Here is an 18,728-nt window from a genome sequence, read left to right as displayed (position 1 = left end):
GTTACATGTCTGCTTCCCTCGCATTCGTCTTTCCAGGACAGGGTTCGCAGTCCCTCGGCATGTTGGCCGAGCTGGGCGCGGAATATCCGTTGATCCTCGAAACGTTCAAAGAAGCTTCTGAGGCTCTGGGCTATGACCTGTGGGCACTGACCCAGCAGGGTCCGGAGGAGCTGCTCAATCAAACCGATAAAACCCAACCGGCCATTCTGACCGCTTCTATCGCCCTGTGGCGTCTGTGGCTGGCTGAAGGCGGAGCGCGTCCGGCATTCGTTGCCGGACACAGCCTGGGCGAATACAGCGCGCTGGTCGCTGCCGGCAGCCTGACACTGGCTGACGCGGTCAAGCTCGTTGAGCGTCGCGGTCAGTTGATGCAGGAAGCTGTTCCGGCCGGGCAGGGCGGCATGGCTGCCATTCTTGGTCTGGAAGATGCCGACGTGCTGGCAGCCTGCGCAGAAGCTGCGCAAGGCGAAGTCGTCAGCGCCGTCAACTTCAATTCGCCAGGCCAGGTGGTAATCGCCGGGGCCAAGGCTGCTGTCGAGCGCGCCATCGAAGGCTGCAAGGCGCGTGGTGCCAAGCGCGCCATGCCGTTGCCAGTGAGCGTGCCTTCGCACTGTGAACTGATGCGTCCGGCTGCCGAGCGCTTTGCTGAATCCATCGCCGCCATCGACTGGCAGGCGCCGCAGATCCCGGTCGTACAGAACGTCAGCGCGCAAGTGCCGGCCGATCTGGAAACCCTCAAGCGCGATCTGCTCGAACAACTCTATAAGCCAGTACGCTGGGTCGAGTCGGTACAGACTCTGGCCGCCAAGGGCGCGACCAATCTGGTCGAATGCGGCCCGGGCAAAGTGCTGGCCGGTCTGAACAAACGTTGCGCCGAAGGCGTCGCGACTTCCAACCTCAATACCCCAGACGCTTTCGCTGCCGCCCGTGCAGCGCAAGCCTGAATCAGGAGAAACTTGCATGAGTCTGCAAGGTAAAGTTGCGCTGGTCACCGGTGCAAGCCGTGGCATTGGCCAGGCCATCGCACTGGAACTGGGTCGTCAGGGCGCCATTGTCATTGGCACCGCGACCTCCGCTTCGGGCGCTGAGCGTATTGCTGCCACCCTGAAGGAAAACGGTATCCAGGGCACGGGCCTTGAGCTGAACGTCACCAGCGATGAATCGGTCAGCGCGGTGCTGGCAAGCATTCAGGAGCAGTTTGGTGCGCCAGTGGCGATCCTGGTCAATAATGCTGGCATCACCCGCGATAACCTGATGATGCGCATGAAAGACGATGAGTGGTACGACGTGATCGATACCAACCTGAACAGTCTATTCCGCCTGTCCAAGGGCGTTCTGCGCGGCATGACCAAAGCGCGTTGGGGCCGAATTATCAGTATTGGCTCGGTGGTGGGTGCCATGGGCAACGCAGGCCAAGTAAACTATGCAGCCGCCAAGGCCGGTCTGGAAGGTTTCAGCCGTGCATTGGCGCGTGAAGTCGGTTCGCGTTCGATTACGGTCAACTCGGTAACCCCAGGGTTTATCGACACCGATATGACGCGCGAGCTGCCCGAAGCACAGCGTGAAACCTTGCAGACGCAGATTCCGCTGGGTCGTCTGGGGCAAGCTCAAGAGATCGCGTCTGTGGTCGCATTTCTTGCATCCGACGGTGCGGCATACGTCACTGGGGCTACAATCCCGGTGAACGGTGGGATGTACATGTAAGTAAAATGTGACGGATTGCTTCAAAAAAATGTCATACGAGCTGTCTAAAATCCGTTATAAAGCTGCAATCTATTTATAGGCAGAGGGCCGCAGGGTTTGAGGAGTGAAGCTTTCAGTTGAAAAGCTGAAAAGTCTTTCTATACACTTACCCACTGGCCAGCTGCCTGAATTTGTCCATTAGGAGTGAAAACAAGGTATGAGCACCATCGAAGAGCGCGTCAAGAAAATCGTTGCCGAGCAACTGGGTGTTAAAGAAGAAGAAGTGGTCAACACTGCTTCCTTCGTTGAAGACCTGGGTGCCGACTCCCTTGACACCGTTGAGCTGGTGATGGCTCTGGAAGAGGAATTCGAGACCGAAATCCCTGACGAAGAAGCTGAAAAGATCACTACTGTACAAGCTGCAATCGACTACGTTACTAGCCACCAGGCGTAATAGTTTGTAATCGTTGTTTGCTGTCATGGAAAAACCGCACTGCCATCATGGCGTGCGGTTTTTTCTTTAGGCCTGATGCAAAATCGTCATTTGAAAAAGGAGAGTGCTGTGTCGCGTAGACGCGTCGTAGTCACCGGTATGGGTATGTTGTCGCCACTGGGCACGGATGTGCCGAGCAGTTGGCAGGGCATTCTGGCTGGCCGCAGTGGCATTGGTCTGATCGAACACACCGACCTTTCTGCCTATTCCACCCGCTTTGGCGGCTCGGTAAAGGGCTTCAATGTCGAGGAATACCTGTCGGTCAAGGAAGCGCGCAAGCTCGACCTGTTCATTCAGTACGGCCTCGCCGCAGGCTTTCAAGCCGTGCGCAACGCCGGTCTGGAAGTCACCGACGCCAACCGTGAACGCATTGGCGTGGCCATGGGTTCGGGTATCGGCGGTCTGACCAACATCGAAGAAACCAGCCGTACTCTGCATGAGACGGGTCCGCGTCGAATCTCGCCATTCTTCGTGCCAGGCTCGATCATCAATATGATTTCCGGTTTCCTGTCCATCCACCTGGGCGCACAGGGACCTAACTACGCCATCGCCACGGCGTGTACCACCGGTACGCACTGCATCGGCATGGCGGCGCGCAACATCATGTACGACGAAGCCGACGTGATGATCGCCGGCGGTGCCGAAATGGCTGCATGCGGTCTGGGCATGGGCGGCTTCGGCGCGTCCCGTGCACTGTCGACCCGCAACGACGAGCCAACCCGTGCCAGCCGTCCATGGGACAAGGGCCGTGATGGCTTCGTCCTTTCCGACGGTGCCGGTGCACTGGTTCTCGAAGAACTGGAGCACGCCAAGGCGCGTGGCGCGACCATCTACGCCGAGCTGATCGGCTTTGGCACCAGTGGCGATGCGTTCCACATGACTTCGCCACCCGCCGACGGTGCCGGTGCGGCACGCTGCATCACCAATGCGTTGCGCGATGCGAAGATCAACGTCGATCAAGTGCAGTACATCAACGCCCACGGCACTTCGACCCCGGCCGGCGACCTCGCCGAAGCCAACGCGATCAAGTCGGTGTTCGGTGACCACGCCTATAAGCTGGCAGTCAGCTCGACCAAATCGATGACCGGTCACCTGTTGGGTGCGGCGGGCGCAGTCGAGGCGATCTTCAGCGTGCTGGCGATCAACAGCCAGGTCGCACCGCCGACCATCAACCTCGATGAGCCGGACGAAGGCTGCGATCTCGATTTTGTGCCGCACACCGCGCGCAACATGGACATCGATGTCGTGCTGTCCAACTCCTTCGGTTTTGGCGGCACCAATGGCACCTTGGCATTCCGCCGGTTCGCAGGCTGATGGACAGTTGGGTCGACGGTCAACCGGCTGACGCTCTGTCGCTGAAAGATCGCGGCCTGGCTTACGGTGATGGTCTGTTCGAGACTATCGCTGTGCGTAGCGGCCAGCCGATCCTGCTGGATCGGCACCTGACGCGTCTGGCCGATGGCTGTTCGCGTCTGGCCATTGCGGCCGATATCGAGCTGATTCGCCATGAGCTGCTGAGTTATGCAGCAGCGATGGGCGAGGGTGTGCTCAAGCTCATCCTCAGCCGTGGCGACGGTTTGCGCGGTTATGCGCCCGACCCGGCGGCGCCGGGCCGACGCATTCTGCAAGGCAATCCTGCGGCGACTTATCCGGCTGTGCATGCTGAACAAGGCGTTCGCCTGTTTCCCTGCAACACGCGACTGTCCAAACAGCCGCTTCTCGCCGGACTCAAACATCTCAATCGATTGGAGCAGGTTCTCGCCCGTGCCGAATGGCAGGACAGCGAGCACGCCGAAGGCTTGATGCTGGATCAGGTCGGTCGAGTGATCGAGGGCGTGTTCAGCAATCTGTTTCTGGTAAGCGACGGTGTGCTGATAACGCCGGACCTCAAGCGTTGCGGTGTCGCTGGGGTGATGCGCGCCGAAATATTGTTTCAGGCCGAGTCATTGGCCATCCCCACGCAAATCGCCGATATCAGCCTCGAACAGCTGCAATGGGCTGATGAAGTGTTTGTCTGCAACAGTGTTTATGGTGTCTGGCCGGTACGCGCCTGTGCTGCACTGAGCTGGCCGGTTGGCCCGCTCACCCGTAAACTGCAAACCATTGCCCGCGCCCTACTGGATGCCTGATTTGTGAGACGTAAACTTTTGCTGCTGCTGGAAACCGGACTGGTTCTGGCAGGGCTGTTGCTGGGCGCTAGCGCCTGGAAGATTCACTCCGCACTGGAGCAGCCGCTGAACATCACGCAGGAAGAGCTGCTGGATGTGCCGAAAGGCTCGACACCGACCCGTACTTTCCTTTCACTTGAAACCGATGGCGTCATCAAGGACGCCTTCTGGCTGCGCGTCTATTGGCGCTTCAACCTCGCCGGTACACCGATCCACAGCGGTGAATACCGCATGCAGCCGGGGATGACCGTCAACGGTCTGATCGACTTGTGGAAGCGCGGTGAAGTGGTGCAGTACAGCCTGACGCTGGTCGAGGGCTGGAATTTCCATCAGGTGCGCGCGGCGTTGGCCAAGGATGACAAGGTCGAGCAGACCCTGAACGGTTTGAGCGACAGCGACGTCATGGCGAAGATTGGTCATAAGGGCTTGTTCCCGGAAGGCCGTTTCTTCCCTGATACCTACCGCTTTGTGCGCGGCATGTCCGATGCTGAGTTGTTGAAGAAAGCCTTTGATCGCCTTGATGAAGTGCTGGCGAAAGAATGGGAAAGTCGTTCTGCCGATGTGCCGTACACCGAACCTTATCAAGCGCTGATCATGGCGTCGCTGGTCGAGAAGGAAACCGGCGTGCCGCAGGAGCGTGGGCAGATTGCCGGTGTCTTTGTGCGTCGCCTGGCCTTGGGCATGCAACTGCAGACCGATCCGACCGTCATCTATGGTCTGGGCGATCGCTATACCGGCAAGTTGACCCGCGCGCATCTGAAAGAGCCGACGGCGTATAACACTTACGTGATCCCCGGCTTGCCGCCGACGCCGATCGCGATGGTTGGCCGCGAAGCGATTCACGCCGCATTGAACCCGGTAGACGGTACCAGCCTGTACTTTGTTGCGCGTGGTGACGGTAGTCATGTGTTCTCTGACGATCTCGATGCACATAACAATGCGGTGCGTGAGTACCAGCTCAAGCGCCGTGCCGATTACCGCTCCAGCCCTGCGCCGGCGCAAACGCCTGAAGCGGCTCCCGCTGCCGAGGATGCGATTCCTGCGGCATCTCCGGATGTAACACCGGAGTCGGTGCCACAGGTGGCACCACAGGAGCCAGCGCCAACTCCAGAAGCCGCCGCCCCACAAAACACGCAATGACTTTGATTAAGGACTGCCTGTGACTGGCTTGTTTATTACCCTGGAAGGCCCGGAAGGCGCCGGCAAAAGCACCAACCGCGAATACCTCGCCGAGCGCCTGCGCGCCGCCGGTATCGAAGTGGTGCTGACCCGTGAGCCCGGTGGCACGCCGCTGGCCGAGCGAATTCGCGAGGTGCTGCTGGCGCCGGCCGACGAAGTCATGAATCCGGATGCCGAACTGTTGCTGGTATTCGCCGCACGTGCCCAGCATCTGGCCGAAGTGATTCGCCCGGCCATGGCCCGAGGCGCGGTGGTCCTGTGCGATCGCTTTACCGATTCCACTTACGCCTATCAGGGCGGCGGTCGCGGCTTGTCACTGGAGCGCATCGCCGCGCTGGAAACCTTTGTGCAAGGTGATCTGCGCCCGGACCTGACGCTGATTTTTGATCTGCCGGTGGAAATCGGTCTGGCCCGCGCCAGTGCCCGCGGTCGTCTGGATCGTTTTGAATTGGAAGGTCGGGCTTTTTTCGAGGCCGTGCGTAGCGCTTTCCTCAAACGTGCCGAAGCCGATCCTGCGCGCTATGTGCGCATCGATGCCGGTCAGCCATTGGCCAAGGTTCAACAATCGCTGGATACCCTGATTCCGAATCTGCTGGAGCTGGCCCGTGGCTGAGGCCTACCCGTGGCAGGACAGCCTCTGGCAGCAACTGGCCGGGCGTAAGCAGCACGCACACGCCTATCTGCTGCATGGCCCGGCCGGGATCGGCAAGCGCGCACTGGCCGAGCGTCTGATGGCGAGTCTGTTGTGCCAGCGTCCGACGCCGGAAGCCTGCGGCGAGTGCAAATCCTGCCTGCTGCTCAAGGCCGGTAGTCACCCGGATAATTACATCCTCGAACCGGAAGAAGCCGACAAGGCCATCAAGGTCGATCAGGTGCGTGATCTGGTCAGCTTCGTGGTGCAGACCGCGCAACTGGGCGGGCGCAAAGTGGTGCTGATCGAGCCAGTCGAGGCGATGAACATCAACGCCGCCAACGCCTTGCTGAAAAGTCTTGAAGAGCCGTCCGGCGATACCGTGTTGTTGTTGGTCAGCCATCAGACCAGCCGTTTGCTGCCGACGATCAAGAGCCGCTGCGTGCAACAGGCCTGTCCGCTGCCGGGCGAGGCGATGAGCCTGCAATGGCTGGCCCAGGCGCTGCCCGATTGCTCTGAAGAAGAACGTGTCGAATTGCTGACGCTGGCGGCCGGCTCGCCGTTGATGGCGGTCAGTCTGCAGTCTCAGGGCGTGCGCGAGCAGCGTGCACAAGTGGTCGAAGGCGTGAAAAAACTGCTCAAGCAGCAGCAGTCGCCGACGCAACTGGCCGAAGAATGGAAAAGCATTCCGATGCTGCGTCTGTTCGACTGGTTCTGCGATTGGTCGAGCCTGATTCTGCGTTATCAACTGACTCAGGATGAAGCCGGCCTCGGTCTGACTGATATGCGCAAAGTCGTGCAGTACCTGGCGCAGAAAAGTGCGCAAGGTAAAGTCCTCGATATTCAGGACTGGATCCTCGCCCAGCGCCAGAAAGTCCTGAGCAAGGCCAACCTCAATCCGGCCTTGCTGCTGGAAGCGTTGTTGGTGCAATGGGCGGGATTGCCTGGTCAAAGATAAGAATGTGTACCTAGACTCTGAACATCAGCAGTGGAGGTCAACATGAATGAACCCGTCAGCCCGGGGCCGCGCAACGGCATTTTGTCCCTGACCATCAAGGACAAGTCAGTGCTCTACGCCGCCTACATGCCGTTCATCAAGAACGGTGGCCTGTTCATCCCGACCAACAAGAGTTACAGGTTGGGCGATGAGGTGTTCATGCTGCTCAACCTGATGGACGAGGCCGAGAAGATCCCGGTGGCCGGCAAGGTTGCGTGGATCACCCCGAAAGGGGCGCAAGGCAATCGCGCTGCCGGCGTCGGCGTACAGTTCAACGATGGCGACAATACCGCGCGCAGTCGCATCGAAACCCATCTGGCCGGAGCGCTTAAATCCGACCGTCCCACTCATACGATGTAAGTAGCCGTCTTTTTATGCTTGTAGATTCCCATTGTCACCTTGATCGCCTTGACCTCGCCGCCCATGACGGCTCGCTGGATGCCGCGATGGATGCGGCCCGTGGGCGCGGAGTAGGGCACTTCCTGTGTATCGGCGTGAGTGCGGACAACGCCGCTGACGTCAAAGCCCTGGCTGAGCGTTATGACGACGTTGATTGTTCGGTTGGCGTGCATCCGCTCGATGTGCAGCCGGGCGCTACGCCTGCGCTGGATTGGCTGTTGCACGAGCTCAACCACCCGAAAGTGGTGGCGATCGGTGAAACCGGTCTGGATTATCACTACGAGCCGGAAGCGGCCGAGCTGCAGCAAGAGTCATTCCGTCTGCACCTGCAAGCGGCGCAGCAGACCGGCAAACCGGTGATCATCCACACCCGTGGCGCCCGTGCCGACACCCTTGAGTTGCTGCGCGAAGCGGCGTTGCCGCAGGCCGGTGTGCTGCATTGCTTCACCGAAGACTGGGACATGGCCAAGGCTGCACTGGACATGGGTTATTACATTTCCTTGTCGGGCATTGTCACATTCCGCAATGCCGATGCGTTGCGTGATGTCGCGAGCAAGGTCCCGGCCGATCGTTTGCTGGTGGAAACCGACTCGCCGTATCTGGCGCCGATACCTTATCGCGGCAAGCCCAATCTGCCGCAGTACGTGCGCGAAGTGGCGGAATTCCTGGCCATGCTGCGCGGGGAAAACTACGAGCGTTTTGCCGAGCAGACCACCGAGAACTTCAAGCGTCTGTTCCCGCTGGCCTCCGTTAAATCTGCCGTGTAGGAGCTGCCGAAGGCTGCGATCTTTTGATCTTGATTTTGACAGGCAAAGGCAAAAGATCGCAGCCTGCGGCAGCTCCTACAGTTGTGATGTGCAGGTAGCTGCGCCAAGCGTTAAATCGCAGGCAAAAAAAACCCGGGTTCTGGGGGGTGAATCCGGGTTAAGACCATTAGGAGTAAAACAAAGGCACGCGGTCCCTTGGTACCTTTACCGGCGCGACACTTGGGGGAGATGTCGCCCGACAGTTCAAGTATTGATCAGTCTGGCGTGCAGTCCAGTTAGCCGGTCGGGGTTTTTAAACAAATTTGGAATACGTTCGCTTCAGTTGAGTTCTCATTGCGCCCAAAACGTTCTCAAAATGAACAAGAAACACAGATATGGTCGGATGATCCGTGCATTTTTGCGCAAGTTAGGCATAATACGCGGCTTCGAATTTTGACCCTTCAGACCTTTTCTTATGCACAAAGAACCTCGTAAGGTCCGTGAGTTTCGTCGCCGCGAGCAAGAAATTCTCGATACCGCGCTCAAGCTGTTCCTCGACCAAGGTGAAGACAGTGTCACCGTCGAGATGATTGCTGATGCCGTGGGTATCGGCAAAGGCACGATCTACAAGCACTTCAAATCCAAGGCCGAGATCTATCTGCGCCTGATGCTCGATTACGAGCGTGATTTGAACGAGCTGCTGCATTCGGCCGATGTCGACAAGGACAAGGAAGCGCTGTCCCGCGCCTACTTCGAATTCCGCATGCGCGACCCGCAGCGCTATCGCCTGTTCGACCGTCTCGAAGAGAAGGTCGTAAAAGGCAATCAGGTGCCGGAAATGGTCGAGGAGCTGCACAAGATTCGCGCCTCGAACTTCGAACGCCTGACCCTGCTGATCAAAGGGCGCATCAGCGAAGGCAAGCTCGAAGACGTGCCGCCGTACTTCCACTACTGCGCGTCCTGGGCGCTGGTGCACGGCGCTGTCGCGCTGTATCACTCGCCGTTCTGGAGCAATGTGCTGGAAGATCAGGAAGGTTTCTTCCAGTTCCTGATGGACATCGGCGTGCGCATGGGCAACAAGCGCAAGCGTGATCCGGAAACCCCAAGCAGCTGAGCCATTCAGCTGCCTTATTGCGCCATGATTTAGCTACATGACGCAGTACCGCAGGAATATACTCAGGCATAGGGCTTGCTAAAACTTGATTTGTGAGTCAAGTTTTAGCGGCTCGAAATTCTTTCGCCGGAGTGATCATGATCGTTGACCGTCAAGGCAGGCGTTTTCGCAATTTGCGGATCAGCCTGACCTCAGCCTGCAATTACGCGTGTACCTACTGCGTGCCTAACGGCAAGCGGCTGGTGGCTGCGCAGGATGAGCTGTCGGCTGAAGCCATGGCGCGTGGCGTGGCGTATCTGATCGAAGCCGCCGGTATCGAGCGTCTGCGCATCACTGGCGGCGAGCCGCTGGTCAGTCCCAAGCTCGAATCGTTCATGACCGCTGTCGGCAAGATGGGCCTGGAAGACATCAGCCTGACGACCAACGGTCAACTCCTCGCGAAGAAACTCCCGTTGCTGGTAGATGCCGGTCTGCGTCGGATCAACGTGTCCCTCGATACCCTCGACGCCGGTGCTTTCCGCAGCATCGCCCGTGGCGGCGATCTGGCCACCGTGCTGGATGGCATGGATCAGGCGAAAGCGGCGGGGATGAAGATCAAGGTCAACATGGTGCCGTTGCGCGGGCAGAACCTCGATCAGGTTATGCCGCTGCTCGATTACTGCCTGGAACGCGGATACGAACTGCGCTTCATCGAATTGATGCGCATGGGCCACCTAGCCAAGGACAACAATGCGTTCCTGCAACAGTTTGTCAGTCTGCAGCAGCTGTTGGAGCTGATTGGCGAACGTTATGAGTACGCACAAACCGATGCGCCCGTAGACGCCACCGCCGTGCGTTACGCAATTCCCGGTCTTGGCAACTTTGGGGTGATCGCCAACGAAAGCGTGCCGTTCTGCCGGACGTGCTCGCGGTTGCGCTTGTCGTCGACCGGTTGGCTGCATGGCTGTCTGTCGTCGAGCAACCGCCACTATGTTGGTGATCTGCTCGACAAGCCGCGTCATCAGGCACTGCCGGCGCTTCAGCGTTTGCTGGTCAAAGCGTTGGGCGATAAACAGGAAGTGGCGTTCTCGGGCGGTGCTACCGTCATGAAGATTATCGGCGGCTGAACTTCCTTCATCGCTAGCAGGCTAGCTCCCACAGGTTGAACGCATTCCAAATGTGGGAGTGAGCTTGCTCGCGAAGGCGATCCATCATTCGCCAAAAATCCCGAGCTGGCGCAAAAGCTGCATCCAACGGCCATTCGCCGGTTTTCCGTCACCGGCCTCTGGAGGAATAGGATGCGTAGCCTGGTTTTGCTGCTGGCCGTTTTGGCGCTTGGCGGCTGTATGACTGTCAGCGATATGGCCGAAGGCACTCGCTACCAAATGAGCGACGCAGGCTTGCTGGACCACAGCGATAGCCGCCGCGTGAACAACTTCCGCATTCAGCCGGACTCGTTTATCTACATCGCTCAAGGCGCGTTCGCACCGCCGGGTGGTTCTTACCCACGGCCGAACGTTGTGGCTGAAGAAGCCTTCAAAGGCTTCGTCGAATACTTCCCGATGGTCCGCCGTGCCCGTGCGCCGGAAGGCCTCGATCAGGCGATGGGCGAAGCTCGCGATGCTGGCGCGCACTATCTGCTGTACACCCGCTTCGCCAAGGCTGACGACCGCATCGGCAACTCCGATGAATGGCTCGATGAAGAAGCGGTTGATCGTCTCGGCATCGACGGCGGCGTGATTCAGATCATGTTGATCGAGACCAGCACCCAGTATTTGATTGATACTGCACGGATCAAGAGTCGTGGCGGTTTACTGACGTTCCACGACAGCAAGCCCGAAGACCTGATCGGCCCGCCGCTGGCCCAGTACGCGCGCAGTCTGTTGGGAGTCGGCGACCAATAATTCAAGGAGAACGCCATGAGTGGCCCGCAAAAAGCCAATGACCTGTTGGGACAGATCCCGAAAACCAAAGGCTTGCCGCCGGTGCACTTGTGGAACCCGGACTTCTGCGGCGACATCGACATGCGCATCGCTCGCGACGGCACCTGGTATTACCTGGGCACGCCGATCGGGCGTAAGCCGATGGTCAAATTGTTCTCCACGATCATGCGCCGCGACGGCGATGATTATTTCCTGATCACTCCGGTCGAGAAGGTCGGGATCAAGGTCGACGACGCGCCGTTTGTGGCGATTGCCGTCGAGGTTGAAGGCGAAGGGGAGGCGCAGCTGTTGCGCTTCACCACCAACGTCGAGGAAACCGCCGAAGCGGGGCCGGAGCATCCGATCCGCGTCGAGATTGATCCGACAACGCAAGAACCCGCGCCTTACGTGCATGTGCGTACCAACCTTGAAGCGCTGATCCACCGAAATGTGTTCTATCAACTGGTGGAACTGGCGGTCAGCCGCGAAATCGACGGGCAGCGTTGGCTCGGTGTGTGGAGTGGCGGCGAGTTCTTCCGCATCGGCCTCGAACCTTAAAAGATCGCAGCCTTCGGCAGCTCCTACATGGCGTACATCTGTAGGAGCTGCCGAAGGCTGCGATCTTTTTTTGTCGTTGACACCTAATCATATGATGATTAGCTTAATCACCCATCGCAATCCGCTTTGAGGTGTTCATGTCCAGCAGCTTTCACGCGTCGACGGTCGACTGGCTCGGCAGCTGGATCGCCGCTGGCCAAGTCAAACCCGGGCAGACCATCAAGGTCGAGGCCGATCTGGGCGAACAGCTCGGTGTCAGCCGCACCGTGATCCGCGAAGCAATCAAAACCCTCGTCGCCAAAGGCATGCTCGAAGTCGGGCCGAAAGTCGGCACGCGCGTATTGCCGGTGCGGCGCTGGAACCTGTTTGATCCGCAAGTCGTCGGTTGGCTGTCGCGCAACGGGCTGCCGGAAAACTTTGTCGATGACTTGCTCGACCTGCGCCGCACTATCGAACCCATGGCTGTGCGCTGGGCGTGTGAGCGGGCGACGCTGGACCAGATCGAAGCGGTGCAACTGGCCTATAACGCCCTCGAGCGCGCGGTCGACAGCGGCACCGATTACAACCGCGCCGACCAGTTCTTCCACGAATGCATTCTCGCCGCCAGCCACAATCAATTCATCGAACAAATGGTCCCGGCCCTCGGCGCATTGCTGGCGGTGTCGTTCGAAGTCTCCGCCGCTGACCCGGATGAACTGCGCCGTACGCTACCCATCCACAAGGACATGGCCGATGCCATCGCCGCCCGCGATTCTGCGCGCGGCGTGTGGGCGTGCATGACCCTGATCGACAACGCGGACTTGGCGATCAAACGCTTCTACCCGAAAGTCATGGCCGACAAAAAAGCCAGCTGAATACACAGATCCACTGTAGGAGTGAGCCTGCTCGCGATAGCGTCGTATCAGGCAAAGTAGCTTCGACTGGTCCACCGCGATCGCGAGCAGGCTCACTCCTACAGTAAAAACAAGAACAATGGAGACCGTTATATGCCGTGGACCGCCCTGACCCAACACCGCGCCCAACTCGGTGAAGGCCCGTTCTGGGACGCGCCGACCCAGGCGTTGTACTGGGTCGATATCGCCGGCAAACAGGCGCTGCGCTTGATCGGTCAGAACGTACAGATCTGGCAGATGCCTGAACACGTTTCCGCGTTCATCCCCTGCGCCAGCGGTGACGCACTGGTGACCCTGAGTAGCGGCGTCTATCGCCTCGATCTCGACTCCCCAGGCCTCGAACCGCGACTGACGCTGTTCTGCGTCGCCGACCCGCAACCCGGCAATCGCCCCAACGAAGCGCGCTGCGATGGCCAGGGTCGTTTGTGGCTCGGCACCATGCAAAACAACATCGGCGAGAACGGCGAAGATCTGCCGATCACCCGTCGTTCCGGTGGCCTGTTCCGCATTGATCCGGATAAACGTGTCACGCCATTGCTGCGCGGCCTGGGCATTCCCAACACGCTGCTGTGGAGCGACGACGGCACCACAGTCCTGTTCGGTGACAGTCTCGATGACACGCTGTATCGCTATTTTATTCACGCCGACGGCAACCTTGATGCTGCGCAAGTCTGGTACGGCCCCGACCAGCAGGGTGACCCGGACGGTTCTGCGATGGACGCCGAAGGCTACATCTGGAATGCCCGTTGGGACGGCAGTTGCCTGCTGCGGCTGACACCTGATGGCAAGGTCGAGCGCAAAATCGATCTGCCTGTCAGCCGCCCGACCAGTTGTGTATTCGGCGGTGAAGACCTGAAAACCCTGTTCATCACCAGCGCCCAGAGCCCGCACAACCATCCATTGGATGGCGCAGTTCTGTCGATGCGCGTGGATGTTGCAGGAAAACTCTGTACGCGGTTTGCGGATTAAATCCCAAAATATGGGATGCAAAATTATATATTGAGATTATTCTGCGGTCGGGTTTATAGTCGGCTCCAGCAGTAACACGCACTCACACTTAAAAAGAACAAAACAGGTGAAGTGATGCAGCGAATGTCTATCGCACTCCCGCGTGGAGTCCGCGTCTCGCAACGGCTCGATGCCGTCGGCCGCGCCTGCCTGTTTCGTTCAAACCGCCTTCCAGACCGGACACCGGCAGATGCCCGGTTTTTTTGTGCCTGCGAAACAGGAGTCCTGATCCATGGCTGAACCTCTTTCCCTGCCGCCGGTGCCCGCGCCGCCGAAGGGCGAGCGTCTGAAAAACAAGGTCGTGCTGCTGACCGGCGCCGCGCAAGGTATCGGCGAAGCCATCGTCGCGGCCTTCGCTTCGCAGCAAGCGAAACTGGTTATCAGTGATATCCAGGCCGAGAAAGTCGAGCAGGTTGCCGGCCATTGGCGTGAGCAGGGTTACGATGTGCAAGCGCTGAAGGCGGATGTCTCGCATCAGCCTGATCTGCACGCCATGGCCAAACGCGCCGTTGCGCTACACGGACGCATCGATGTGCTGGTCAACTGCGCCGGGGTCAATGTGTTCCGCGATCCGCTGCAAATGACCGAAGAAGACTGGCATCGTTGTTTCGCCATCGATCTGGACGGTGCCTGGTTCGGTTGTAAAGCGGTACTGCCGCAGATGATCGAACAGGGCATTGGCAGCATCATCAATATCGCGTCGACCCATTCCAGTCACATCATTCCCGGCTGCTTCCCGTACCCGGTGGCCAAACACGGTTTGCTCGGCCTGACCCGCGCACTTGGCATCGAGTACGCCGCGAAAGGCATTCGCGTCAACGCCATCGCCCCGGGCTATATCGAAACGCAACTGAACGTCGATTACTGGAACGGTTTCGCCGACCCGCACGCCGAGCGTCAGCGCGCCTTCGATCTGCATCCGCCGAAACGCATCGGTCAGCCGCTCGAAGTGGCGATGACGGCGGTGTTTCTGGCCAGCGATGAAGCACCGTTCATCAATGCGTCATGCATCACCATCGATGGTGGTCGCTCGGTGATGTACCACGACTGAGCACAGTGGCTTTCACGCGGATAAATCCGTTTGCAATCCAATCATCATACGATATGACTATTGTCAGAAGATTTTGCAGGAACACGCTTTAACGTTTTTCAAACATTGCTCAAAAAAAATAACAAGGAGTCAGCTTATGAAACGTCGTTTCGGGATTCGTACCCTGTGCAGTACCGCTCTGGCGGTCACCGCGTTCAGCCTGAGCAGTGCGCTGCTCGCTGCCGATACTGTGAAAATCGGTTTTCTGGTGAAACAGGCTGAAGAACCGTGGTTCCAGACCGAGTGGGCTTTCGCCGAGAAAGCCGCCAAGGACAAGGGCTTCGAACTGATCAAGATCGCCGTGCCGGATGGCGAGAAGACCCTCTCGGCGATCGACAGTCTGGCGGCCAACGGCGCCAAAGGCTTCGTGATCTGCCCGCCGGATGTCTCGCTCGGCCCGGCGATCATGGCCAAAGCCAAACTCAATGACCTGAAAGTGATTGCCGTCGACGACCGCTTTGTCGACGCCAACGGCAAGTTCATGGAAGACGTGCCGTACCTGGGCATGGCCGCGTTCGAAGTCGGCCAGAAGCAGGGCAACGCCATGGTCGCCGAAGCGAAGAAGCGTAACTGGGACTGGAAAGACACCTACGCGGTGGTCAACACCTACAACGAACTCGACACCGGCAAGAAACGCACCGACGGCTCGGTGAAATCCCTTGAAGACGCCGGCATGCCGAAAGATCACATTCTGTTCGCCGCACTGAAAACCCTCGATGTACCGGGCAGCATGGACGCCACCAACTCGGCTTTGGTGAAACTGCCGAGCGGCGCAAAAAACCTGATCATCGGCGGCATGAACGACAACACCGTGCTCGGCGGTGTGCGCGCCACTGAAGCGGCCGGTTTCGCCGCCGCCAACGTGATCGGCATCGGCATCAACGGCACCGACGCCATCGGCGAGCTGAAAAAGCCTAACAGCGGTTTCTTTGGCTCGATGCTGCCAAGCCCGCACATCGAAGGCTACAAAACCGCAGAGATGATGTTCGAGTGGGTCACCACCGGCAAAGAACCGCCGAAGTACACCGCCATGGACGACGTCACCCTGATCACCCGCGAGAACTTCAAGCAAGAGCTGGAAAAAATCGGCTTGTGGAACTGATGCAGCGACGGCCCGGGCAGCCGGGCCGTTTTTCGGTGTGAAGAGGTGGCTTTATGCACGCGCAAGTACAAACACAACAACACAGCTCCGGCGGCAGCCTGCGCTTCAACGGGATCGGCAAAACCTTTCCTGGCGTGAAAGCGCTGGACGCAATCAGCTTTGTCGCCCATCCCGGCCAGGTTCATGCCTTGATGGGCGAGAACGGCGCCGGCAAATCGACCCTGCTGAAAATCCTCGGCGGCGCTTACATCCCGAGCAGCGGCGAGTTGCAGATCGGCGAGCAGACCATGGCGTTCAAGTCGACGGCTGACAGTATCGGCAGCGGCGTCGCGGTGATTCACCAGGAGCTGCATCTGGTGCCGGAAATGACCGTCGCCGAAAACCTGTTTCTCGGCCATCTGCCGGCCAGTTTCGGTTTGATCAATCGCGGTGCCCTGCGCCAGCAAGCGTTGAATTGCCTGAAAGGTCTGGCGGATGAAATCGATCCGCAAACCAAGGTCGGACGCTTGTCCCTCGGCCAGCGACAACTGGTGGAAATCGCCAAAGCGCTGTCGCGCGGCGCCCATGTGATCGCTTTCGACGAACCGACCAGCAGCCTCTCGGCCCGTGAGATCGACCGCTTGATGGCGATCATCGGGCGCCTGCGTGACGAAGGCAAAGTCGTGCTTTACGTCTCGCATCGCATGGAAGAAGTGTTTCGCATCTGCGACGCGGTGACGGTGTTCAAGGACGGCCGCTACGTGCGCACCTTCGACGACATGAGCCAGTTGACCCACGATCAACTGGTGACCTGCATGGTCGGGCGCGACATTCAGGACATCTACGATTACCGCCATCGTCCACGCGGCGCCGTCGCGCTGAAGGTCGCCGGCCTGCTCGGCCCGGGCCTGCGCGAGCCGATCAGTTTCGAGGCGCACAAAGGCGAAATCCTTGGCTTGTTCGGACTGGTCGGGGCAGGGCGCACCGAGCTGTTTCGCCTGCTCAGTGGCCTTGAGCGCATGACGGCCGGACGCCTCGAACTGCGCGGTCACGAACTGAAGTTGCGCTCACCGCGCGATGCGATTGCCGCCGGGGTTCTGCTGTGCCCGGAAGATCGCAAGAAGGAGGGCATCATCCCGCTCGCCAGCGTTGCCGAGAACATCAACATCAGTGCCCGCGGCGCCAACTCTGGCCTCGGTTGCCTGATTCGCGGTTTGTGGGAAAAGGGCAACGCCGACAAACAGATCAAGGCGCTGAAGGTGAAAACCCCGCATGCCGGTCAGCAGATCAAATTTCTGTCCGGCGGCAATCAGCAGAAGGCCATTCTCGGTCGCTGGCTGTCGATGCCGATGAAGGTCCTGTTGCTCGACGAACCGACGCGCGGCATCGATATCGGTGCGAAAGCGGAGATCTACCAGATCATCCATAACCTCGCTGCCGAGGGTATTTCGGTGATCGTGGTGTCCAGCGACCTGATGGAAGTGATGGGCATTTCCGACCGCATTCTGGTGCTCTGTGAAGGCGCTCTGCGCGGCGAAATCAGCCGTGACCAGGCCAATGAATCCAACCTGCTGCAAATGGCTTTGCCGCGCCACCGCGCTGACGGCGTGGCGAACTGAGAGGTGACTATGATGACAACCCAAAACGAAACCCTGCCCAAAGAGCGCAAACCTTTGGACATGCGCCGCTTCCTCGATGACTGGGTCATGCTGCTGGCGGCGATCGGCATTTTCATTGCCTGCACGCTGCTGATCGACAACTTCCTTTCGCCGCTGAACATGCGTGGCCTGGGCCTGGCGATTTCCACCACCGGGATCGCCGCGTGCACGATGTTGTACTGCCTGGCGTCGGGGCACTTCGACTTGTCGGTGGGCTCGGTGATTGCCTGCGCCGGCGTGGTCGCGGCGGTGGTGATGCGCGACACCAACAGCGTGTTTCTCGGTGTCAGCGCGGCGTTGGTAATGGGCCTGATTGTCGGGCTGATCAATGGGATCGTGATCGCCAAGTTGCGGGTCAACGCCTTGATCACGACGTTGGCGACCATGCAGATTGTTCGCGGTCTGGCATACATTTTTGCCAACGGCAAAGCGGTGGGCGTGTCGCAGGAATCATTCTTCGTCTTCGGTAACGGCCAGCTGTTTGGCGTGCCGGTGCCGATTCTGATCACCATCGTCTGCTTTCTGTTTTTTGGCTGGCTGCTGAATTACACCACCTACGGGCGCAACACAATGGCCATCGGTGGTAATCAGGAAGCGGCGTTGCTCGCGGGTGTGAACGTTGATCGGACCAAGATCATTATCTTCGCCGTGCATGGGGTGATTGGTGCGTTGGCCGGGGTGATTCTGGCGTCGCGGATGACCTCGGGGCAGCCGATGATTGGTCAGGGTTTTGAGCTGACGGTGATCTCGGCTTGCGTGTTGGGCGGGGTGTCGTTGAGCGGCGGGATCGGCATGATCCGGCATGTGATTGCCGGGGTGTTGATTTTGGCGATCATCGAGAATGCGATGAACCTGAAGAACATTGATACCTTCTACCAATACGTTATCCGTGGATCGATCCTTTTGCTGGCCGTGGTCATCGACCGTCTGAAGCAACGCTAGAATCAAGAGCCCCTCACCCCAGCCCTCTCCCGGTGGGAGAGGGGGCCGACCGAGGTGTCTTGCGTAATCCGTCGACCTGAAAGTTCTCGTCGACTATGGATTCGGAAAAGCACTGTCGGGTGGATTGTGGATTCGGCAAAGCACTTTCAGGTCGGCGTACCTCTTGAGCATCCCCCATTCAGTCCCC

General features: G+C 59.0%; 20 protein-coding genes. All 20 read left to right on the top strand.

All coding sequences use genetic code 11. The features are described from left to right. The first annotated feature begins 5 nt into the window (after positions 1–5). The 20 genes from fabD (at position 6) to araH (ending at position 18,541) form a co-directional block, all read left to right on the top strand. The gene (gene fabD, locus ACM6IN_RS24955; protein WP_034155355.1) at positions 6–944 is read left to right on the top strand and encodes an ACP S-malonyltransferase; all 939 of its coding nucleotides are present in this window, start codon (positions 6–8) and stop codon (positions 942–944) included. 16 nt (positions 945–960) lie between these two features. Continuing rightward, positions 961–1,704, top strand: a complete 744-nt coding sequence (gene fabG, locus ACM6IN_RS24950; RefSeq protein WP_414916868.1) for a 3-oxoacyl-ACP reductase FabG — start codon at positions 961–963, stop codon at positions 1,702–1,704. A 196-nt stretch (positions 1,705–1,900) separates the two neighbouring features. Beyond that, entirely contained in the window at positions 1,901–2,137 is a 237-nt protein-coding gene (gene acpP, locus ACM6IN_RS24945) for an acyl carrier protein (protein ID WP_003175607.1), read from the top strand. Positions 2,138–2,245: 108 nt separating this feature from the next. Continuing rightward, on the top strand, positions 2,246–3,490 hold the full coding sequence (gene fabF / locus ACM6IN_RS24940; protein WP_007908259.1) for a beta-ketoacyl-ACP synthase II: 1,245 nt from the start codon (positions 2,246–2,248) through the stop codon (positions 3,488–3,490). Then, on the top strand, positions 3,490–4,305 hold the full coding sequence (gene pabC / locus ACM6IN_RS24935) for an aminodeoxychorismate lyase (protein ID WP_007908266.1): 816 nt from the start codon (positions 3,490–3,492) through the stop codon (positions 4,303–4,305). The genes fabF and pabC overlap by 1 nt, the downstream gene beginning before the upstream one ends. Positions 4,306–4,308: 3 nt before the next feature. Next, a complete protein-coding gene (gene mltG / locus ACM6IN_RS24930) occupies positions 4,309–5,484 on the top strand; it encodes an endolytic transglycosylase MltG (protein WP_414916867.1) in 1,176 nt (391 codons plus the stop codon). Between the two features lie 19 nt (positions 5,485–5,503). After that, positions 5,504–6,136: a dTMP kinase gene (gene tmk, locus ACM6IN_RS24925; RefSeq protein ID WP_007908268.1), complete on the top strand. Its 633-nt coding sequence runs from the start codon at positions 5,504–5,506 to the stop codon at positions 6,134–6,136. Then, positions 6,129–7,112: a DNA polymerase III subunit delta' gene (locus ACM6IN_RS24920; protein ID WP_414916866.1), complete on the top strand. Its 984-nt coding sequence runs from the start codon at positions 6,129–6,131 to the stop codon at positions 7,110–7,112. Before tmk ends, ACM6IN_RS24920 begins: the two co-directional genes overlap by 8 nt. Before the next feature lie 42 nt (positions 7,113–7,154). Beyond that, positions 7,155–7,511: a PilZ domain-containing protein gene (locus tag ACM6IN_RS24915; protein ID WP_007908272.1), complete on the top strand. Its 357-nt coding sequence runs from the start codon at positions 7,155–7,157 to the stop codon at positions 7,509–7,511. A gap of 14 nt (positions 7,512–7,525) precedes the next feature. Next, positions 7,526–8,317 (top strand): TatD family hydrolase, encoded by a 792-nt coding sequence (locus tag ACM6IN_RS24910; protein WP_414916865.1) that lies wholly within the window; start codon positions 7,526–7,528, stop codon positions 8,315–8,317. Positions 8,318–8,771: 454 nt separating this feature from the next. Next, the gene (locus tag ACM6IN_RS24905) at positions 8,772–9,410 is read left to right on the top strand and encodes a TetR/AcrR family transcriptional regulator (protein ID WP_007908276.1); all 639 of its coding nucleotides are present in this window, start codon (positions 8,772–8,774) and stop codon (positions 9,408–9,410) included. A gap of 137 nt (positions 9,411–9,547) precedes the next feature. Then, the gene (locus ACM6IN_RS24900) at positions 9,548–10,516 is read left to right on the top strand and encodes a GTP 3',8-cyclase MoaA (RefSeq protein WP_007908278.1); all 969 of its coding nucleotides are present in this window, start codon (positions 9,548–9,550) and stop codon (positions 10,514–10,516) included. Between the two features lie 171 nt (positions 10,517–10,687). Then, a complete protein-coding gene (locus ACM6IN_RS24895; RefSeq protein WP_007908280.1) occupies positions 10,688–11,293 on the top strand; it encodes a DUF4823 domain-containing protein in 606 nt (201 codons plus the stop codon). A gap of 15 nt (positions 11,294–11,308) precedes the next feature. Continuing rightward, positions 11,309–11,869 (top strand): DUF1285 domain-containing protein, encoded by a 561-nt coding sequence (locus tag ACM6IN_RS24890; protein ID WP_095112887.1) that lies wholly within the window; start codon positions 11,309–11,311, stop codon positions 11,867–11,869. Positions 11,870–12,006: 137 nt separating this feature from the next. Further along, positions 12,007–12,723 carry a FadR/GntR family transcriptional regulator gene (locus tag ACM6IN_RS24885; protein ID WP_007908284.1) on the top strand — a complete coding sequence of 239 codons (717 nt, stop codon included), beginning with the start codon at positions 12,007–12,009 and terminating at the stop codon, positions 12,721–12,723. Between the two features lie 132 nt (positions 12,724–12,855). Continuing rightward, positions 12,856–13,731 (top strand): SMP-30/gluconolactonase/LRE family protein, encoded by an 876-nt coding sequence (locus tag ACM6IN_RS24880; protein WP_414916864.1) that lies wholly within the window; start codon positions 12,856–12,858, stop codon positions 13,729–13,731. Between the two features lie 271 nt (positions 13,732–14,002). Beyond that, positions 14,003–14,821: an SDR family oxidoreductase gene (locus ACM6IN_RS24875; protein WP_414916863.1), complete on the top strand. Its 819-nt coding sequence runs from the start codon at positions 14,003–14,005 to the stop codon at positions 14,819–14,821. Between the two features lie 136 nt (positions 14,822–14,957). Then, positions 14,958–15,962, top strand: coding sequence for a substrate-binding domain-containing protein (locus ACM6IN_RS24870; protein ID WP_007908290.1), 1,005 nt, complete (start codon positions 14,958–14,960; stop codon positions 15,960–15,962). 53 nt (positions 15,963–16,015) lie between these two features. After that, positions 16,016–17,560 carry an L-arabinose ABC transporter ATP-binding protein AraG gene (gene araG / locus ACM6IN_RS24865; RefSeq protein WP_007908292.1) on the top strand — a complete coding sequence of 515 codons (1,545 nt, stop codon included), beginning with the start codon at positions 16,016–16,018 and terminating at the stop codon, positions 17,558–17,560. Between the two features lie 12 nt (positions 17,561–17,572). Continuing rightward, complete coding sequence (gene araH, locus ACM6IN_RS24860; protein ID WP_042704903.1) at positions 17,573–18,541, top strand: L-arabinose ABC transporter permease AraH; 969 nt, start codon at positions 17,573–17,575, stop codon at positions 18,539–18,541. Positions 18,542–18,728: the final 187 nt, after the last annotated feature.

The sequence above is a fragment of the Pseudomonas sp. IT-P395 genome, assembly GCF_949767675.1.
GTDB lineage: Bacteria > Pseudomonadota > Gammaproteobacteria > Pseudomonadales > Pseudomonadaceae > Aquipseudomonas.
This window is presented reverse-complemented; position numbering and strand designations above follow the sequence as displayed.